The organism is Chryseolinea sp. H1M3-3, assembly GCF_029360725.1.
Taxonomy (GTDB): Bacteria; Bacteroidota; Bacteroidia; order Cytophagales; family Cyclobacteriaceae; genus Chryseolinea.
In genome coordinates, this window is the sequence record NZ_JARKMY010000009.1 from 429,816 (window position 1) to 448,273 (window position 18,458).

Genomic DNA, 18,458 nt, shown 5'->3' on the forward strand with positions numbered 1-18,458 from the left:
AAAGCTTAATGAGATTGTCCATTCTTTAATGATTTTACAAATGCTGAAATATCTCTTTTCAGGTCTTTTGAATTTTTTAGCAGATCTACAAAGGCACTTCCAACAATGGCACCTGCACCATATTTAGTGGCCATTGAAAAAGTATCGTGGTTCGAGATTCCAAAACCAATTAGGTAAGGATTCCTAAGCTTCATGTTCTTAATGCGATCGAAGTAATCGAGTTGTTGTTTTTCAAATTTTCCCTTAGCGCCGGTGATGCTCGATGCAGAAACTGCGTAAATAAATCCATCGGTTACCTGATCTATTTTTCGGATACGCTCCTCAGACGTCGTAGGTGAAATCAAAAACGTGTTGCTAAGGTTTAACGAATCGAACAATTTTTTATAATGTTCAAGATATTCATCCATCGGCATATCGGGAAGAATTACACCGTCGACTCCTGCTTCGGCTGCATCCTTTGCAAACTTTTCAATTCCATATTGTAATACCGGGTTGATATAGCCCATCAATATAATCGGTATATCAACTGTTTTTCTGATTTGCTTTACTTGCTCGATCAGCATTGAAAGTCTCATGCCATTTTTCAATGCCACTGTATTACTGGCTTGAATGGTGGGGCCATCCGCTACAGGATCTGAGTATGGTATCCCAATTTCGATTATATCGGCACCTGCGCTCGCTAACGATTCGGCTATTGTGACAGTATCTTTGAGGGCTGGAAACCCTGCTGTGAAATACATCGAGAGAATTCCTTTTTTATTATTAGAAAGAAGGGTTTTAATTCTATTTTTCATCGGTGTTAAAAGTGTTGAAGTGTTGGAGTTCATAGTGTTGAAGTACAGTACTTCCTGGGCAGAACTTCGGAAGTTATTTATCGTGTTTAATACTTTCCCCACTTAATATATGTTTCCAAATCTTTATCTCCGCGGCCAGAGAGATTGACGACGACGACATCATCTTTCTCAAACTTAAATTGGCTTAATCCTGCCAATGCATGGGCGGACTCTAACGCCGGTATAATACCTTCTGCCCGACTTAACTCGATGCCGGCCTTAAGCGATTCATCGTCCGTTGCACTAATGAATTTTACACGCCCCCCCTCAAACAAATGCGCATGCATCGGTCCGATACCCGGATAGTCGAGACCTGCAGATATGGAATGAGGTTCTACAACCTGGCCATCGTCTGTTTGCATCAAGATGGTTTTGCTTCCATGTAACACGCCGGGTTTACCTAGCGCGGTGGTAGCCGCAGACTCACCAGATGTCAATCCTTTACCCGCAGCTTCAACGGCAACCAGGTTGACGTGTTCGTCATCCAGGAAATGATAAAAAGCGCCAGCCGCGTTACTTCCTCCTCCGACGCAGGCAAATACGTAATCAGGAAAGGAATTGCCGATTTCCTCTTGAAGCTGTTTTTTAATTTCCTCGCTTATAATCGACTGGAATTTTGAAACCATGTCAGGATATGGATGCGGCCCTACAACGGAGCCAATGATGTAATGTGTTTCCGTTGGATTATTGATCCAGTGCCGCATCGCTTCATTGGTTGCATCTTTTAATGTCATGCTTCCGCTCAAAGCAGGAATAACTGTAGCCCCCAAAATACGCATACGCTCTACGTTAGGACGCTGTCGCTCCATGTCCACCTTCCCCATGTATACAACGCACTCCATACCCATCAGTGCGCACACCGTAGCAGTTGCGACACCATGCTGACCTGCCCCAGTTTCTGCAATTATTTTTTGTTTGCCTAAGCGTTGTGCCAAAAGGATCTGGCCTATGGTATTGTTTATTTTATGTGATCCAGTATGACACAAATCTTCACGCTTCAAATAGATCGTGGCATTGTAAATATTGGACAGGCGCTTTGCCAGGTACAACGGTGTTGGCCTGCCGACATAGTCCTTTAGCAACTTATGAAAGTCACGCTGATATTCAGGGTCATTAATGATCTGCAAATATTTTGTGCGCAATTCCTCTACATTGGGATACAACATTTCGGGAATGAAAGCGCCTCCGAATTGTCCGTAGTATCCTTTTGCGTTGACGGTATATTTCATGTTTTAGAAGTGTTGAAGTGTTGAAGTTCTAAGTGTTGAAGTAGTGGTAAAAATCTCTTTTTTTTGACTTATCACAGTTCGAAGTTCGTAGCTATTTGTGTTATGCTTTTAATTTTTTCTAAGCTCTTTAATCCGGGGCTAAATTCTACACCGCTGTTTAAATCGAGTGCGTGAATGTTCATACTAACGATGTCGTTTACGTTATGTACATTCTCAGGGGAAAGTCCACCGCTGAGAAAAAAAGGGATCTCCTGGTCATACTTTCTTAAAATATTCCAATTAAAAGTCTCCGCGTTGCCGCCGTAGAATTTTCCTTTGGTATCGAAAAGAAAGTAGTCTACTGTTTTTTTAAAAGGTGTTGTCTCATCGAATGTAAATTCATCATTCACCGAAAAAACTTTAATGACACCGAGGCCGGCTGCCTTTAACTCTTCGGCTTGGGCTACCTTTTCATTTCCGTGCAATTGAATAAACTCGAGCCCAATTTTTTTTGCTTTTAATAAAATTGTAGCATTTCCTTCGTTCACAAAGACACCTACTTTTTTGATAGAACGTGGCAAATTTTTTGGAAGTGAGAAATCTTCTCCCACAAAGCGTGGTGACTTGGCATAAAATATAAAACCAAAATATTGTGGGCTCAGTGTTGCAACTTCCATGATGTTTTCATGATCACGCATGCCGCATATTTTGATTGCTATATTTTTTTTCTCTCCCATGTTACGCTACTTTTTGACCAATTGCTTTTCGCAAATCATCTATGAACTCTTTACACGCAGCTTCCGGGCGGCTATGTTGCATGAAGTTTTGACCCATCAAAAATCCCTCATAACCATACTGTTTCAAATCAAGTATAGCCTGCACGGATTCGATTCCGCTTTCTGATACTTTTACAACAGAAGATGGGATAAGGGCAGCCAGTCGTTTCGACACCTCGATACTCAGGTTGAATGTTTTTAGATCACGGTTGTTAACACCGATCAAATCAGCACCTGCATCCAAACTTTTCTCGAGTTCTTCTTCATTATGCACTTCTAACAAAACTTCCAGTCCAAAAGTGTGTGCGAAAGCAGCAAGAGACTTTAGTTGAGAGGGTTCTAATACAGCAGCAATTAATAAAATCGCGTCTGCTCCGATCGACTTGGCTTCAACGATCTGGTATTCATCAATGGTAAAATCTTTTCTGAGGATCGGGCAAAAATTAAACTTACGCGCGGTCGTTAAATCTTCATTACTTCCTCCAAAAAATTCTTTATCAGTTAATACAGACAACGCCGACGCGCCGGCCTGCATGTAACCAATGGAAGTCCGTTCGATAGAGACATGTGGATTGATAATGCCTTTCGACGGCGACTTACGTTTTATCTCGGCAATAATTCCAGATTTATCTTCACGCTGAATATATTTCTTTAAAGAAACTGGTTGACTCTGAAAGTAAATACTTTGTTCCAAAAATTTTACCGGATAAAGTTCTTTACGTTCCGCGACTTCCTTGCGTTTATGCTCGATGATCGTATCTAGTATATTCATGATTAAAGTGTTGAAGTGCTGGGGTTCGGCGTGTTGGAGTTTAAAGGCCATCAAACGTACCCACAAGTTCTATGCGTTAATTAATTTTTTAAATGCTTCAAATGCTTTTCCTGACACCAATGCTTCTTTTGCGCGTTCCATAGCTTTCGTTATACCCTGATCCTGGTGCCCTGCAAAAAGCGACATTCCAGCGTTGGCTATGATTGCAGCATTTTGTGCTGGTGTCCCTTTTCCTTGCAGTACGCTCATAAAAACACTTGCCGACTCCTCAACAGTGTCTCCACCCTTGATATCCTCGTACTTAAGCTGAGGCAATCCAAGATCACGTGGGTCTGCAATTTTCTCCCCTCCGTTGTAGAAAAATTTGAATGCCCCCGTCAAAGAGATTTCGTCATAACCATCCAAAGAATGAAGAATCACAAAATCCTTATCGGTGTTTTGATATAGATAGCCATACTGACGCGCGAGTTCTAAACTAAAAACGCCTACAAGCTGACGCTTTGGAAAAGAAGGATTTACCATTGGGCCCAGCATATTGAAAAATGTCTTCACTCCTAGTTCCTTTCGAATCGGCGCGACATTTTTCATGGCAGGATGAAACAACGGCGCATGCATGAAACAAATATTTGCACGATCGAGACTGCGTTTTAACTCGTCAATATCATTTGTGAACTTGTATCCAAAATATTCTAGCAAGTTGGACGAGCCGCAAGCTGATGACACGCCATAGTTACCATGTTTTGCAACGGGCTGCCCAGCGGCCGCCACCACAAATGAAGACAGCGTTGACATATTGAAGGTATTCTTTCCATCTCCTCCTGTACCACAAACGTCCATCACGGGTTGATCAAATCTGGCAGGAACACAAAGCTCGAGCATCGCATCACGAAACCCTTGAAGTTCATCGACGGTGATACTTCGCATCATATAAACAGTCATGAAAGCAGAAGTCTGGCTGGGATTATATTTACCCAGTGCTAACTCTACGAGTACCTGTCGTGCGGTTTCTTTTGTGAGAGATCGGTGGTCGATCAGTTCGTTTAGAATATGTTTCATCGAGGTGTTGAAGTGTTGTGGTTCTAAGTGTTGACGTGGTTGCGTTACAGTCTGATGCCGCCCATTTAGCTTTTCAGCCAATTTGAAATCATCTTTGGACCTTCTGGGGTCATGATGGATTCCGGGTGAAATTGCAATCCTTTGACATCATACTTTAAATGCCGCAGGCCCATGATGAGACCTTCGTCATTGACTGCCGTTATTTTTAAGTCTGACGGAAATCCTTCTGGACGGACAGCCCAGGAGTGATAGTGCGTACCTTGAAATGTCTTTGGCACCCCTTTGAACAGGTATTCATCATCATCCTTTACTTCGACGGTTGAAGTAACGCCGTGAAGAACTTTAGGAATATTAATCAGTGAAGCTCCATAGACTTCTCCAATTCCCTGGTGGCCAAGACAAATCCCTAAAATACTTTTAGTCGGGCCGTATTCTTTGATCACTTGTTTCATGATACCAGCTTCGTCTGGAATACCGGGACCAGGTGATAATAGAATCTTGTCGTATTTTTTTACATCCTCCACCGTTATTTTGTCATTTCTGTAGATGTCCAGAGTTTGTCCAAGCTCCCTTAAGATATGCACCAGGTTGTATGTAAATGAGTCGTAGTTATCGAGTACTAAAATTTTCATCGTATTTAATCTTCTAATTTTCCAATCGTCATTATTTTCAATCAAATCTTTTCCGCCATTAGCACTGCTTTCCGCAGCGCTTCAAGTTTATTGTTTACTTCCTGAAGTTCACTCTCAGCCTTTGATTTTGAGACCACACCAGCACCAGCCTGGAAGATCAATTTGTTACCATGACTTAAAAATGTTCGAATCATGATCGCATGGTTGAAAGAACCATCAAACCCGATAAAGCCAATAGCCCCACCGTAAAAACTCCGGTTTATATTTTCATATTTATTAATGAGTGTGATCGCCATATGCTTTGGTGCTCCGGATAATGTTCCTGCAGGAAAAGTATCCGCTGCCATGCGAATAACTGAAGCATCTTTACTCAATGTCCCGGTTACTTTAGAAACCAGATGAATAACGTGAGAATAGAATTGAATTTCTTTAAAGACTTCTACTTTTACGTGCGCTGCATTTCTGCTCATGTCGTTTCGCGCCAAATCAACAAGCATGACATGTTCAGCATTTTCCTTCTCATCCCCAGCAAGTTTTTCGGCGAGGGCAGCATCTTCCTGATCGTTACCAGATCTTCGGAACGTGCCCGCTATAGGGTAGATGTGTGCTTTACCGTTTGCTACCTGCAGTTGCGCCTCGGGAGAAGAACCCAGCAATTTAAAACTGCCATAGTCGAAATAGAATAAATAAGGGGATGGATTTATAGAACGCAACGAACGATAAACATTAAACTCATCGCCCTTAAACCCCGTGACAAACCTCCGGGAGAGAACAATTTGAAAGACATCGCCCCGGTAACAATGTTCTTTTCCCTTTTCAATGATCTTTAAAAAAGATTCGTCGTCAACATTGGAAGTTTCGCCATCGGTGAGCGAAAAACGGTAGGTAGCAAAACGATTGCTGAAAATAATTTGTTCAATCCTATCCAACGTACTCCTGCATTCGACGTTTCCCTCATAGCAATGTTCAAATAGACTTAACTCATTGGAGAAATGATCAACAATAATTACGTATCGATATAATTTATAAAGGATATCAGGAATAAGTTTTTCTTTTTGGGTAATCGCCACGTCTTCGAAGTAACGGATCGAGTCGTAAGCCATGTAGCCAAATAAACCACAGTTTACATACTTGGAGACAACCTTATCGGGTTCAAATGCACTTCTAAAATTATCAAACAACTCCGTTACCTGGCCCACTCTCGTAATCGGTGCGCTAAAAAATTGACCATCAGGATAACGTGACTCCACTACATCATCACTCACTTGAAAAGATGCGATCGGTTCACAACAGATAAAAGACAAACTGTTTTCATGTCCGTGATAGTCGGAACTCTCCAGGAGAATACTTCCTGCATAAACATCCCGGAGCTTGAGATAAATGTTCACTGGGGTAATTGTGTCGGCTAACAGCTTTTTAGAATACGTTTTCAGTTTGTACTTCATGTCAAATTTAATTTTTCACTTAGGGTGAAGTTTATTTAGTAACAAAAAAAGAAGGCCTGCTGTGAACAGCAGGCCTTCGGCTTATTTTAAAGTCATAACAAGGCTGTTCACAAATCGAGTACTGATCTGTGCCACCACCAAGCTATGTTTGATAATCTTTTCATATTTAATTAAGCATCCGCTTTCTTCTTTGGAGCGGTTCTTTTGGGCTTCGCAGCAGCGTCAGCAGCTGATGCTGCAGGAGCAACTTTCTTTGAGGCAGTTCTTTTTAGTTTTGCTTTAAGAGCTTTTTTCTTTCTTGAATTCCCATAAGAATCTCTCCAGATTTTTCCTTTTTTCGATTTTTTATCTCCTTTTCCCATGGAATTTTTCGTGATTTGAGAGCGCAATTATAAGAAAGTCTTCATTGATTGCAAAAGGAGATCAGAAAAAAGTTGCGGCAAGTCCACCGTTGTCACTCAAACAATGGACCTTTACTTCTACCAAATCTTCACCCGCGCGCTATCTGGTCTAAACATCTTATCCCCTTCTTTCACTCCAAATGCTTCATAGAAGGGTTCAAAGTTAGTTAAAGGCCCATTTGCTCTATACATACCGGGAGCATGGGGATCTGTCAATACCTGGGTGCGTAAAAACTCATCTTTAAACTTGATACGCCAAATGGTAGCCCATGACACAAAGAATCGTTGTTCAGGCGTTAGACCATCAATCGGGCCAGGCTTTTTATTGGTTTTGTAGAAACGTTGCAAACCTTCATACGCCATTACAATTCCGCCAAGATCGCCAATATTTTCACCGAGCGTAAATTCACCCTGCACAAAGACACCTGGTAGTGGTTCATATTTATTATACTGTTGGGCATACGCTTTCCCCTTTTCTTTGAACAGCGCAAGATCTTTTTCTGCCCACCAGTTTTTAAGGTTTCCCTCAGCATCAAACTGACTTCCCTGGTCATCAAAACCATGCGATATTTCGTGTCCGATTACAGCTCCTATGCCGCCATAGTTAACAGCTTCATCAGCCCTGTAATCGTAAAAGGGTGGTTGCAAAATCCCGGCAGGAAAAACGATTTCATTAAATAGCGGATTATAATAGGCATTCACCGTTTGAGGAGTCATCTCCCATTCTGTCTTATCCACCGGTTTATCAAGTTTTGCAATCTCTTCTTCTACCTGAAACCGGGCAGCACGCACAGCGTTGGTAAAGTAAGACGCCTTCTCCGGCGACTTTTCAATTTCCAACTTGGAATAATCTTTCCACTTATCAGGATATCCAATCTTAACCGTAAAAGTGCTTAATTTTTTTAACGCCATTTCTTTGGTTGAATCCGACATCCAATCCAAACTTTTCAGACGATCGGCAAATGCGAGTTTAATGTTCTCCACCATATCCAATGCTTTTTGCTTTGCTTCCGGGGGAAAATGTTCTTCAACATACAGCTTGCCTATAGCTTCACCTAAGAATCCATCGGTTACATCAAGGACTCGTTTCCAACGAGGGCGCATTTTATCAGTGCCGCGCAGATATTTGCTATTGAAATTAAATGACTCAGTCACAAAAGCATTATTCAGGAAGGGTGCCGAGCCGCGGAGCAATGCTGCTTTCAAGTAAGTTTTTATATCATCCAGTTTGTATGTGCTAACGATCTTTTCATACTCTTGCAAATAAGCAGGCTCCGTAACGATCAGGGTATCCTCATTTACGTTAAGTTCGGAGAAATATTTTTTCCAATCGACTGACGGAACAAGTTTGGAGAGATCGGCCACCGACTTTGGATTGTATTGAAGTGTCGGATTTCTTCTGTCCTCTTTACTCAGCATTTTTTTGGCCAGCTGTGTTTCTATAGCAAGTACAACAGCCCCGTTTGCATTGGCCTGCGCTTCTTGCTCACCGTTTAACTTAAACAGGTTCGCGATGAATGTTTTGTATTTCTCCCGCGTTTCTTTTGACTTTGCATCCTCATTCAGATAGTAATCACGTTCGGGTAGTCCTAATCCGCCTGACTCCAGATAAGCAGCCATCTTCTTACTATTCTTAAGATCGGGAAAAACACTAAAACCAAAGAAGGCTCCTCCGCCGGTCTTCACATCTGCCACCAGATAATTCTGAATATCGTTTTTACTTTTGATATTATTGATCTGTTCGAGGTAAGGCTTTAGAGGCTCTGTGCCTACTTTCTCGGCAAGAACTGAATCCATTCCTATGGAATAAAAATCGGCAGCCTTGCGCTGGTCGGTTCCTTCGGAATACTTTTCCGTATCCGCTCCGGCTTTCTTTAACACATTTAAAACCGCTTCGTTATTGAATTCTCGCAGTTCATTAAAGGAGCCCCAACGACCTTGATCCGGAGGTATAGCAGCCTTTGAGATCCAGCCACCGTTAACAAATTTGAAGAAATCATCCTGCGGCCTGACAGCGGAATCAACATGCTGCAGGTTAATTCCCACGCCAGTAAGCTTTTCTTCAGTTTTTTGGGAAGCACAAGCAGCAATTAGAAATCCCCCTCCTGCCAGTACGAGGTACAATATTTTTTTCATAAGGGTTAATGAGTTTGCCACGAATATAAAAGCAAAACCGATGTTAACAATGGTATTTTACTGGGAAACGTTCCCGAATACCACAGATTGGAGTACTTTAGAAGATAGAGGTCGGATACTTGAACTTAAGTACGATGCCGCGGCAGGCGTTTAGGCAATAATCGCAGTTTTGAATGGTTATCGTCTTTGATTAAAAGTCGGAGACAAAAAAATTAGCATCAAATCCTTTATTCTGGTATGGTCTATTTGTAATAACTTTTGAATATTGCTGCTCCTAAACTGATCAATATGACACGCCTGCTTATAACATTCCTTGCCGTGATTCTGTCGGCACAACTCTTCGCACAATGCAACGAATTTTTTCCTTTAAAGGAGAATGTCCGGTATGAATACGAGATGTACGACAAAAAAGAGAAGATGACTTTTAAAATGTCTCACACGATGAAAAATGTATCCGGCTCCGGAGACAACATGAGTGCAACGTTAGCTCAGGACATGTATGATCCAAAAAAAGGCGATAAGATTTCCTCGTCAGAATTAAATTGGACCTGTGAAAACGGTGTATTGCATTTTGATATGAAGTCAATGTCCCTAACGATGGACAATGGTCAACAAATGAACATGGGTGAAACGGGGATGAGTATGGATGTGACTGGTGATCGCCTCGACCTCCCTTCAAATCTTTCAGTAGGGCAAACGTTAAAGGATGTATCCTACAACATTAAAATGGCCATGGGTAACATGACACTGATGAACCGTACGTTCCATGTAAAAGATCGAAAAGTTGAAGCCCAGGAAAATATTACAACTCCTGCGGGCACTTTTAGTTGTTACAAAGTGACCTACATAACATCCGACGACAAAGGGCGAAATTCTTCCAAATCAGCGGTGTGGTATGCGAAAGATGCAGGGATGGTCAAATCTGAAATGTATACTGACGACGGAAAACTAACTAACCGTCAATTGTTGGTTAAGATTGAGAAATGATCCTACGTTCTTACGTCTGCTGCACTTTGTACATTGAATACAATCAGATATTGGTTGTCATTTAATTAAAAACGGAACGCTGCTTCTCCACTAAATATTTCCATTTTCAATCAGTATAAACAATGAGTGCGCAGGTCGTTGATTTTTATTTATTCTTCCTTCAGCACTTCAACCGGGTTAAGTGACGCTGCCCGGATCGCCAGGTAACCTACACAAATTACCGCAAGTATTAATTCAGCGATGAAGGCACTAACAAAAATAAGCGGACTGATAGTTATTCGGTTGTGCTCGGGAATGGCACTAAGCCACTGTTGCATCAAATACCATGACGTAGGTGCTGCTGTAAATAAAGCAATGATGATAAGTCGGATGTATTCTTTATTAAACATCAGGTAAATCCCAGGTAAAGATGCGCCGAAAACTTTTCTGATTCCAATCTCCTTTTTGCGTTGTTCCGCTGAATAAGAAACCAGTCCTACTAACCCCATCACCGCAATGGTGATAGAAAGACCTGTAAAAATTATAAACATGGCGCCCAACCTTCGCTCCGGCACATACTGCTGTTTTAGTTGTTCATCATAAAACGAAAATGACATCGGTGAATCCGATAATTGTTTCCATTTCGCCTCTAGTTTATTTGTAAGTTCGGATACCTCTTCGGTGTTATACCGTACCAACGCGATCCGATCGGGTCCATTAATATTGGATTGAATGTTAAAAAACATGAAGGGAAATATTGTGTTGCGCAAAGGCTGAAGATGAACGTCTTTCACAACACCAATAACTTCCTGAGGACCTAGATCATCTCCAATATAAATGACTCGTTTACCAATAGCTTCCTCTATCGTCCAGCCTAATAGCCTACAAGTCGTTTCGGTAAGCACAACAGCATTCAAATCCGACGGCCTGTTTTTTTCAAAAACCCTTCCTGACAGTAATTTCATTTTGGTTGTCTCAAAAAAATGTTCTTCGACCTTGATAATCGAAATAGAATGCTTCGTATCATCTCCTTCACGCATAAACATATCTTCAAAACCTTCGCGTATATCCATCGAGAGCGAAGCGCTGGTGACGCCAGGTATCTGTGAAATTTCTTCGCGAAAAGATTCTAACTGCTGCCCTATTTTATCAACATGGTTAATAACGATCAAATTTTCTCGATCAAAACCGATATCTTTTGTTTGGTAGAATTTTAGCTGTTGAAAAACAACCAAAGTGGCGACCATCAATACGATGGAAATTGAAAATTGAAATACCACAAGGGTATTTCTGAATGTGGATTTCTTAAATCCGGACGAAAGTCTTCCCTTCAACACCTGTGCCGGCTGAAATGACGTTAAGTAAAATGCCGGATATAGTCCTGCAAAAAAACCTACTAGCACCGGTGTTATTAAAATGAGTGCAACCGATAAAGCACCATTCATGGCAGATATCGGTATCTCGATTCCAACAACAGGTTGAATGATCAAACGTAATATTTCCATAACACCGAGTCCAAGAAGCATGGCAACAAAAGTCATCATAATATGCTCGACCTGGAATTGCATGACAAGCGACTTTCTCAACACTCCCAAGGTCTTTTTTACGCCCACTTCTTTTGCACGTTTCGCCGCTCTCGCTGTCGAAAGGTTAACGAAATTTATGATCGCTATGAGCAGAATAAAAATGCCAATGGCACTAAACACGTACACATATCTGATGTCGCCTTCAGGGCCTAACCTGTTGCCCGTCTTATAAGATTGAAGGTGGATATCTTTTACAGGCTGAAGATATAATTTCCATTCGCCGCGTTCACGAACAAAACTGTTGTAATCCATATGAAGCTTTTTGAACGTAGCAAGAGCATAACGATCTGCGAATGTTTTAAGCTTCATGTCAAGCGCCACCGCGTCTGCACCTGGCCTCAGTTTAACATAGGTCACCACCTGAGTCCATATCCAACTCCAGTCAAATTCTTTAATATTTGGATTTGTGTACATGGAGATCATGTAATCGAAATGAAAATGAGTATTTGTTGGTTGCGTTTCGGTTACACCTGTCACTTCAACGGCCGTTCTGTCATTACCAACTAAAATAATTTTGCCGAGGGCGGGCTGATCTCCAAAAAGTCTGATGGCGGCTTTGTCGGAAAGTACAACTTTCCCAATACCCTTCAATGCCGTTTGGGGATCGCCCTCTTTAAGTTTATAATCAAAGAAGGAAAAGAAATTAGAATCGGCGGCAAAGAAACGTTCTTCATTAATTGCGATAATGTCGCCATCGGGTTTTGTATATCTCACGAGCTGTGCGCCTGGTGTGTTGATTCTCATCACCGCTTCAATTTCAGGATACTCATTAATCAAGCCGAACGCAACGGCTGGGCCGGTGGAGTTAAACAATCCACCAGCAGGATCCCAAAGATTGGTTTGTACGATGCAATACATGCGGTCAACATTCCGGTGGTAATTGTCGAAGCTGACTTCGTGTGATACATATACGAAGATGACCATTGTAGTACCCAAACCTAATGCCAGGCCAATTACCTTTATCAATGCATAATAACGTTCGCGAAGTATGGTACGAAGTGCGGTTTTGAAATAGTTTTGTAACATGGGAAAAAGTGTTGAAGGGTTGACGTTCGAGGCGTTGAAGTGTGGTAGATCAAATTTATTCCGTTCGTAATGCATCAATCGGATTTGCTCTTGCTGCCCGAATCGAGCGGTAACCGATTGTTAGCATAGAAATTATTAGCGTCAATAAAAACCCGGCTAAGAATTCAAGACCCGTCATGCTGTATTTATAGGCAAAGTTGCTAAGCCATTTTTGCATAAAGTAGTACGCCAACGGTGCGGATAACAGGAATGAGATTCCGATTAACACAACGAACTCCTTGGATAACAAACCTACGATCTGACCAACCGACGCGCCAAAAGTTTTCCGGATTCCGATTTCTTTGATCTTCTGTTGTACCATGAAAGAAACAAGTCCCAAAAGACCGATACATCCGATAAAAATAGCAACTACTGAAAAGAAGCCCATAATGTACGAATTGCGTTTCTCCGCGTCGTAAAAATGGTCTATCTGGTCGTCTAGAAAAGTGTGCTCAAATACATATTTTGGATAAACCGACTCCCATGTATTTTGAATTTGCCGGATAGTATTTTGCAGGTCGTTAGTATTTAAACGAACCGCACCAACATAATAGCTATCCATGCCGGCCAGAATGATAACGGGTGATAATTGAAACTGTAATGGAGTTGGATTAAAGTCTTTAACGACACCCATAATAACTGATTTTTTTCCCCACATGTCCACAGGCGTTCCGATAGCGTCTGCTGGGTTTTGGAATCCCAACGTTTTGACAAACTTTTCATTTACAACGAAACGGTTAGCCGTGTCCGATGGAATAATACCTTCTCCGTATGTCAGGTTTAATCCATAGGTTTTTAAAAAACCCTCATCAGCAAACTTTACGTTGGTATATGCTTTCACAACATCGTTTTTTACTGTAGCGGCAAACTCACCACCCCAGGAACTTTGTGACGTTGCCCCAGTATTACTCATGGCTATAGATTCAACCCCTGAAATTGTAAGCAGCCTTTCTTTTAATGTCTGAATAAATTCCTTTTTATTTTCCGGCAAAGGAAATTCTATCACGGCTTCACTATTGAGGCCTAGCGGCTGCGACATGAAGTGATTAATTTGCTTAGCGGTAATAATCGTGGTAATAACAAGCCCTTGTGCTATGAATAATTGAAACACAATTAATGTTCGTCGGAGAATAAGGCCTTCACCATAAGAGGCGATGCCTTTTAATGTGGTTGCAGGTTGAAATCTTGCAAGCCTGATGGCAGGATATATTCCCGCCAGTGTGGTTACAAGTATGGGCAGAAAAACCAAATAAGCGATGGTCAGTCCATCAAACATCGAAAAGAAACTGAGACGGTATGTGAGAACAGGCTGAAGATTAATTAACAACAATTCGGATAGTCCCGCGGAAATAATTAGTGCAAGTAATGAGATAAGAAATGTTTCGCCCATGAACTGCCAGATAAGCTGACTGCGACTGCTACCCAAAGTTTTTCTTACACCCGCTTCTTTTGATCTTTTGATAATCAATACTGTATTGAGATTGATAAAATTGATGCAGGCAGTCATTAACAATAAGATACCAATGGAAGAAAGAGACAGCAATGTTACTTTTGACACAACCCTGTGGCTGAAGTTGTGAAACCTCGTATCCGTATGAACATCGTTGAGTGGCTGCAAAAAATATCTTCGGGACTTTCCATCTTCCTCGTTATCCCCCGTAAAATATTTTAAATGCCAGTCTTTAAGCTTTGAATTAAAATCTTCTTGGGTAGTTGATTTATTCAGTTTAACATAACAATTTATAGAGGAAGCCGCAGCTCCCCAACCTTCCCACCCCCGTTTATCTTTTCCCAGGCGGGATGATAAAATCAATTCGAACGAAAAATCGGTATTGAGCGGTGGGTCTGCTATTACGCCGGTAATCGTAACATCAAATTGATTGTTGAAATTAATGACTTTGTTTAAAGCAGGTTCATTACCGAAGTATTTCCTCGCGAGGGAGGCTGTGATTATAGCAGTCTTTTCGGCTGTTAATGAATTATCATTGCCCGCAATCCATTCATGCTTAAAAATTTTAAGGTATTCGGGGTCCACAAAGACAACCTTTTTTTCTTTAAATCGATTTTCACTGCCATCATCTTTTGTAATGGTGATCACGGGATCGTCTAAATTGTTATCCACGATGGACACATATTGAAGATCAGCAAAATCCTGACGCAACGCTTCGGGTAGCGGATAAGTCATTCCCGAACCATATCCAGGTTTGTCTGACTTTGTGAACATGGTCACGATTCTATAGATACGATCGCTTTCCGGATGAAAATTATCATAGCTAAGTTCGAACCTAACAATTAGAAAAATGACAATAGAACAAGTGATGCCCAGCGCTAAACCAAAAACATTGACAAGTGCATGGCCCTTGTTTTTAATGATGGAGCGAAAGGCTATTAAAAGATAGTTACGGACCATAGCAGTTGACAAGTTTATTGAAGACCAAATTGCTTAAGGTAATCTACAACGCCACGTAGTTTTACCTTGCTCTTCGCTACCAAAGGAGATGCCATGCTTGTAAATCACTATAGATCAATAAATTACACCTATTTACAAGCGCATCCATAAAAAAATGTGTATCGTTTACGATACATTGTACTGTTTGCATTTGATACATTTTTTAAGACCTTTATCGTTATTCTGTCCCGCATATGATAGCAGCAAACATATTAATAATTGATGACGACCGCGATGTTTTGGAGACCGCTCGGATGTTTCTTAAACAAGAGTTCACAAACATTCAGATCGAAGAAAATCCTGAGCGAATCCCAACGCTTGTAAGATCAAACGAATACGATGTCATACTGCTTGACATGAATTTTAAAAAAGGCGTCAATGATGGAGAAGCAGGTTTCTATTGGCTGAACCAGATTCTAACGTATGATTCACAGGCGGTAGTTATTTTAATAACGGCTTATGGCGAAGTAGATCTGGCTGTTAAGGCAATGAAAAACGGCGCTGTAGATTTTATTCTTAAGCCATGGAAGAATCAGAAACTATTGGGTACAATCTTATCAGCAATCCAACTTCGAAAATCCAAAAAGGAAGTAGAAAAGTTAAAAGTCACACAAGAAAAACTGGCGGACGCAATGGATCTGCCCTTCCAGGATTTTATCGGCGGATCTGCGGCAATTGAACGTGTTCATGAAATCATTGACCGCGTGGCGTCAACAGATGCCAATGTATTAATTCTGGGAGAGAATGGAACCGGAAAAGAACTTGTTGCCCGGGAACTACACCGAAAATCGCAACGAAAAAGTAATGTATTCATCAGCGTTGACTTGGGCTCTATTACGGAAACACTTTTTGAAAGCGAACTTTTTGGGCATGTAAAAGGTGCCTTTACCGATGCTAAACACGATAAACCCGGACGTTTTGAAATCGCTTCAGGAGGAACAATATTCCTGGACGAAATCGGTAATCTAACCTTACCGTTGCAATCGAAATTGCTAACAGTATTACAAAACAGAAAGGTGCAACGCGTTGGATCAAACGTGGCAATCCCGATTGATTTCCGCCTCATTTGCGCTACCAATATGCCCTTGCATGAAATGGTTTATGAAAAGAATTTCAGACAGGATCTTTTATACCGGATCAACACCGTTGAAATTCGGGTACCTCCCCTTCGCGAGCGGGCCGAGGATTTACCGCTGCTGCTCGACTTTTTTTTGCAACGGTATACTTTGAAATACAAGCGTCCTGGTATCAGAATTGATAAATCAATCATCAACAAACTCCAAAAATATCCCTGGCCGGGTAACATTCGCGAACTTCAACACGCCGTAGAACGCGCAGTAATTTTATGCGATAGTAAAGTTATACAGTCAAGTGAGCTATTGCTAACCACGACTCGTCCGTTGCCAAAAAAAGACAATCACCCGGTTACACTGGACGATATGGAGAAACAGTTTATCCAGCAGTCGCTTCAGGATCACAACGGAAATGTAAGCACTACCGCCCGAACGTTGGGAATGACACGCACAGCGTTGTATCGAAGAATGAAAAAACATGGATTGCACTAACCTGCTTTGCACTAATACATGCTTCTTTAGCGCTCTAGACATTTAAATAATATAGTGGAATAAGCTCGGCAATAACTTCTAACTTTCTTTTGAGAATGCAGCGGTGAAAAAACTAATTATTAGAAATCCGATTAAATGAAACGATTCTCCTTCCAAGTCATCCTAAGAATTGTATTGATCATTCTGAATGCCATCCTGATCGCATGGATAATTGGGGATATGCGCCTTTTCTTCAATCAGCTTACACTGGTGCTAATACTCGTTATACAGGTGTGGGAATTGATCCACTATATCAATCATACAAATCGCGAGCTAACGCGATTATTTTTAGCAATCAAGTATGCTGATTTCTCCGTTACTTTTAATCAAAACAAACTTGGTAAATCGTTCAAAGGCTTACAGGAAAGTATGATTGAGATTGTTGAAGCCTACAGACATGTAAAAATCGAAAAGGAAGCACAATATCATTTCCTTCAACAACTCGTTAATCAAATTCAAGTTGGAATTATTTCGTTGCAAGACGAAAAAATCATTTTTATGAACCCTGTGGCTGAGGAAATTGCAGGCGTGCAAAATGTCAAAAATTGGAAAATATTTGAACAGCTTAACCCTGCGTTGGCTGCCGAACTCCATGAAGACGGGAAAAAACTTGTTGAAATAAAATCAAAAAATGGGGCAAAAATTCTTGCAATGGAAGTCAGCACGCTGATGATGGTGGATAAGCATTACAAACTAATCACCCTTCAAGATATAAATTCAGAAATAGAACAAAAAGAAATTGAAGCATGGCACAAACTTATCCGCATACTGACGCATGAAATAATGAACTCTGTGACGCCGATTTCATCATTGAGTGAAACGATGCAAAGTATGTTGAGTGATAAGCACGGAGATCAAAAATCGTTGAATGACCTTCATGACGAAACAATAAAAGATGTCCGTTTCTCTTTAAGCACCATTCAAAAACGCAGTGAAAGCTTGCTCGATTTTGTTGACAATTATCGCAAGCTAACTCGGGTACCCAAACCGAACGTTGAATCGGTTATTATTAAGCCCATGCTGGAATCAGTTGAAGACCTGATGCGCGAAGAATTAGCCAGACAATCCATTCAGCTTAAACTTCATTTTGAAAACCACAATGAGGTGTTGCAAATTGATAGAGCGCTGATCGAACAGGTTATTATCAACCTGTTAAAAAATAGCATTCATGCTTTAGAAACCAGTACGACCAAACATATTAACATTCGATGTTATCAAGAAGGTAAGAATAGAATTATTGAAGTGGCCGATACCGGTAAGGGCATTCCTGAAAAAGAATTAAAAGACATTTTTATTCCTTTTTTCTCAACCAGGAAAGAGGGTTCTGGCATTGGGCTCAGTCTGTCGAAACAAATCATGAGTTCACATGGCGGCCGAATCAGAGTCACATCCAAGGTAAATGAAGGAACTTCTTTCTACCTGGTATTTAAGAACATGAAGCGCTAGTATTGGTTTTATTCTGCTGCCTAGTCTTTTCTGCATTTAGAACTTTATATCGTTCGATTGTTTCTTCTGGTATAAGAATTTAT

The 18,458-nt window shown here is 41.1% G+C and carries 14 protein-coding genes; 3 read left to right on the forward strand and 11 right to left on the reverse strand.

The window, feature by feature from the left end; translation table 11 throughout:
• Nucleotides 1-5: 5 nt before the first annotated feature.
• The 9 genes from trpA to P2W71_RS16455 all read right to left on the reverse strand — a co-directional run bounded on the left by trpA (nucleotide 6) and on the right by P2W71_RS16455 (nucleotide 9,259).
• Complete coding sequence (gene trpA, locus P2W71_RS16415) at nucleotides 6-794, reverse strand: tryptophan synthase subunit alpha (protein ID WP_276372372.1); 789 nt, start codon at nucleotides 792-794, stop codon at nucleotides 6-8.
• A gap of 86 nt (nucleotides 795-880) precedes the next feature.
• Nucleotides 881-2,062, reverse strand: coding sequence for a tryptophan synthase subunit beta (gene trpB / locus P2W71_RS16420; protein ID WP_276372373.1), 1,182 nt, complete (start codon nucleotides 2,060-2,062; stop codon nucleotides 881-883).
• A gap of 71 nt (nucleotides 2,063-2,133) precedes the next feature.
• Entirely contained in the window at nucleotides 2,134-2,778 is a 645-nt protein-coding gene (locus P2W71_RS16425) for a phosphoribosylanthranilate isomerase (RefSeq protein WP_276372374.1), read from the reverse strand.
• A 1-nt stretch (nucleotide 2,779) separates the two neighbouring features.
• Nucleotides 2,780-3,589 carry an indole-3-glycerol phosphate synthase TrpC gene (trpC, locus tag P2W71_RS16430; RefSeq protein WP_276372375.1) on the reverse strand — a complete coding sequence of 270 codons (810 nt, stop codon included), beginning with the start codon at nucleotides 3,587-3,589 and terminating at the stop codon, nucleotides 2,780-2,782.
• A gap of 69 nt (nucleotides 3,590-3,658) precedes the next feature.
• Nucleotides 3,659-4,645, reverse strand: coding sequence for an anthranilate phosphoribosyltransferase (gene trpD / locus P2W71_RS16435; RefSeq protein ID WP_276372376.1), 987 nt, complete (start codon nucleotides 4,643-4,645; stop codon nucleotides 3,659-3,661).
• 65 nt (nucleotides 4,646-4,710) lie between these two features.
• The gene (locus tag P2W71_RS16440) at nucleotides 4,711-5,277 is read right to left on the reverse strand and encodes an aminodeoxychorismate/anthranilate synthase component II (protein WP_276372378.1); all 567 of its coding nucleotides are present in this window, start codon (nucleotides 5,275-5,277) and stop codon (nucleotides 4,711-4,713) included.
• Between the two features lie 41 nt (nucleotides 5,278-5,318).
• Nucleotides 5,319-6,722, reverse strand: coding sequence for an anthranilate synthase component I family protein (locus P2W71_RS16445; RefSeq protein ID WP_276372379.1), 1,404 nt, complete (start codon nucleotides 6,720-6,722; stop codon nucleotides 5,319-5,321).
• A 170-nt stretch (nucleotides 6,723-6,892) separates the two neighbouring features.
• Nucleotides 6,893-7,084, reverse strand: coding sequence for a 30S ribosomal protein THX (locus P2W71_RS16450; RefSeq protein WP_276372380.1), 192 nt, complete (start codon nucleotides 7,082-7,084; stop codon nucleotides 6,893-6,895).
• A gap of 117 nt (nucleotides 7,085-7,201) precedes the next feature.
• On the reverse strand, nucleotides 7,202-9,259 hold the full coding sequence (locus tag P2W71_RS16455) for a M13 family metallopeptidase (RefSeq protein WP_276372381.1): 2,058 nt from the start codon (nucleotides 9,257-9,259) through the stop codon (nucleotides 7,202-7,204).
• Between the two features lie 288 nt (nucleotides 9,260-9,547).
• Here P2W71_RS16455 and P2W71_RS16460 point away from each other — a divergent pair, with 288 nt between their 5' ends.
• Nucleotides 9,548-10,246: a hypothetical protein gene (locus tag P2W71_RS16460; protein WP_276372382.1), complete on the forward strand. Its 699-nt coding sequence runs from the start codon at nucleotides 9,548-9,550 to the stop codon at nucleotides 10,244-10,246.
• Between the two features lie 149 nt (nucleotides 10,247-10,395).
• Here the strand turns inward: P2W71_RS16460 and P2W71_RS16465 are convergent, their stop codons facing one another.
• Together P2W71_RS16465 and P2W71_RS16470 are read right to left on the reverse strand one after the other, a co-directional pair.
• A complete protein-coding gene (locus P2W71_RS16465; RefSeq protein ID WP_276372383.1) occupies nucleotides 10,396-12,837 on the reverse strand; it encodes an ABC transporter permease in 2,442 nt (813 codons plus the stop codon).
• 55 nt (nucleotides 12,838-12,892) lie between these two features.
• On the reverse strand, nucleotides 12,893-15,286 hold the full coding sequence (locus P2W71_RS16470; protein WP_276372384.1) for an FtsX-like permease family protein: 2,394 nt from the start codon (nucleotides 15,284-15,286) through the stop codon (nucleotides 12,893-12,895).
• Between the two features lie 233 nt (nucleotides 15,287-15,519).
• Between P2W71_RS16470 and P2W71_RS16475 the strand changes: the two genes are divergently transcribed.
• Both P2W71_RS16475 and P2W71_RS16480 read left to right on the forward strand, forming a co-directional pair.
• A complete protein-coding gene (locus P2W71_RS16475) occupies nucleotides 15,520-16,890 on the forward strand; it encodes a sigma-54 dependent transcriptional regulator (protein ID WP_276372385.1) in 1,371 nt (456 codons plus the stop codon).
• Nucleotides 16,891-17,025: 135 nt separating this feature from the next.
• Entirely contained in the window at nucleotides 17,026-18,375 is a 1,350-nt protein-coding gene (locus tag P2W71_RS16480) for an ATP-binding protein (protein WP_276372386.1), read from the forward strand.
• Nucleotides 18,376-18,458: the final 83 nt, after the last annotated feature.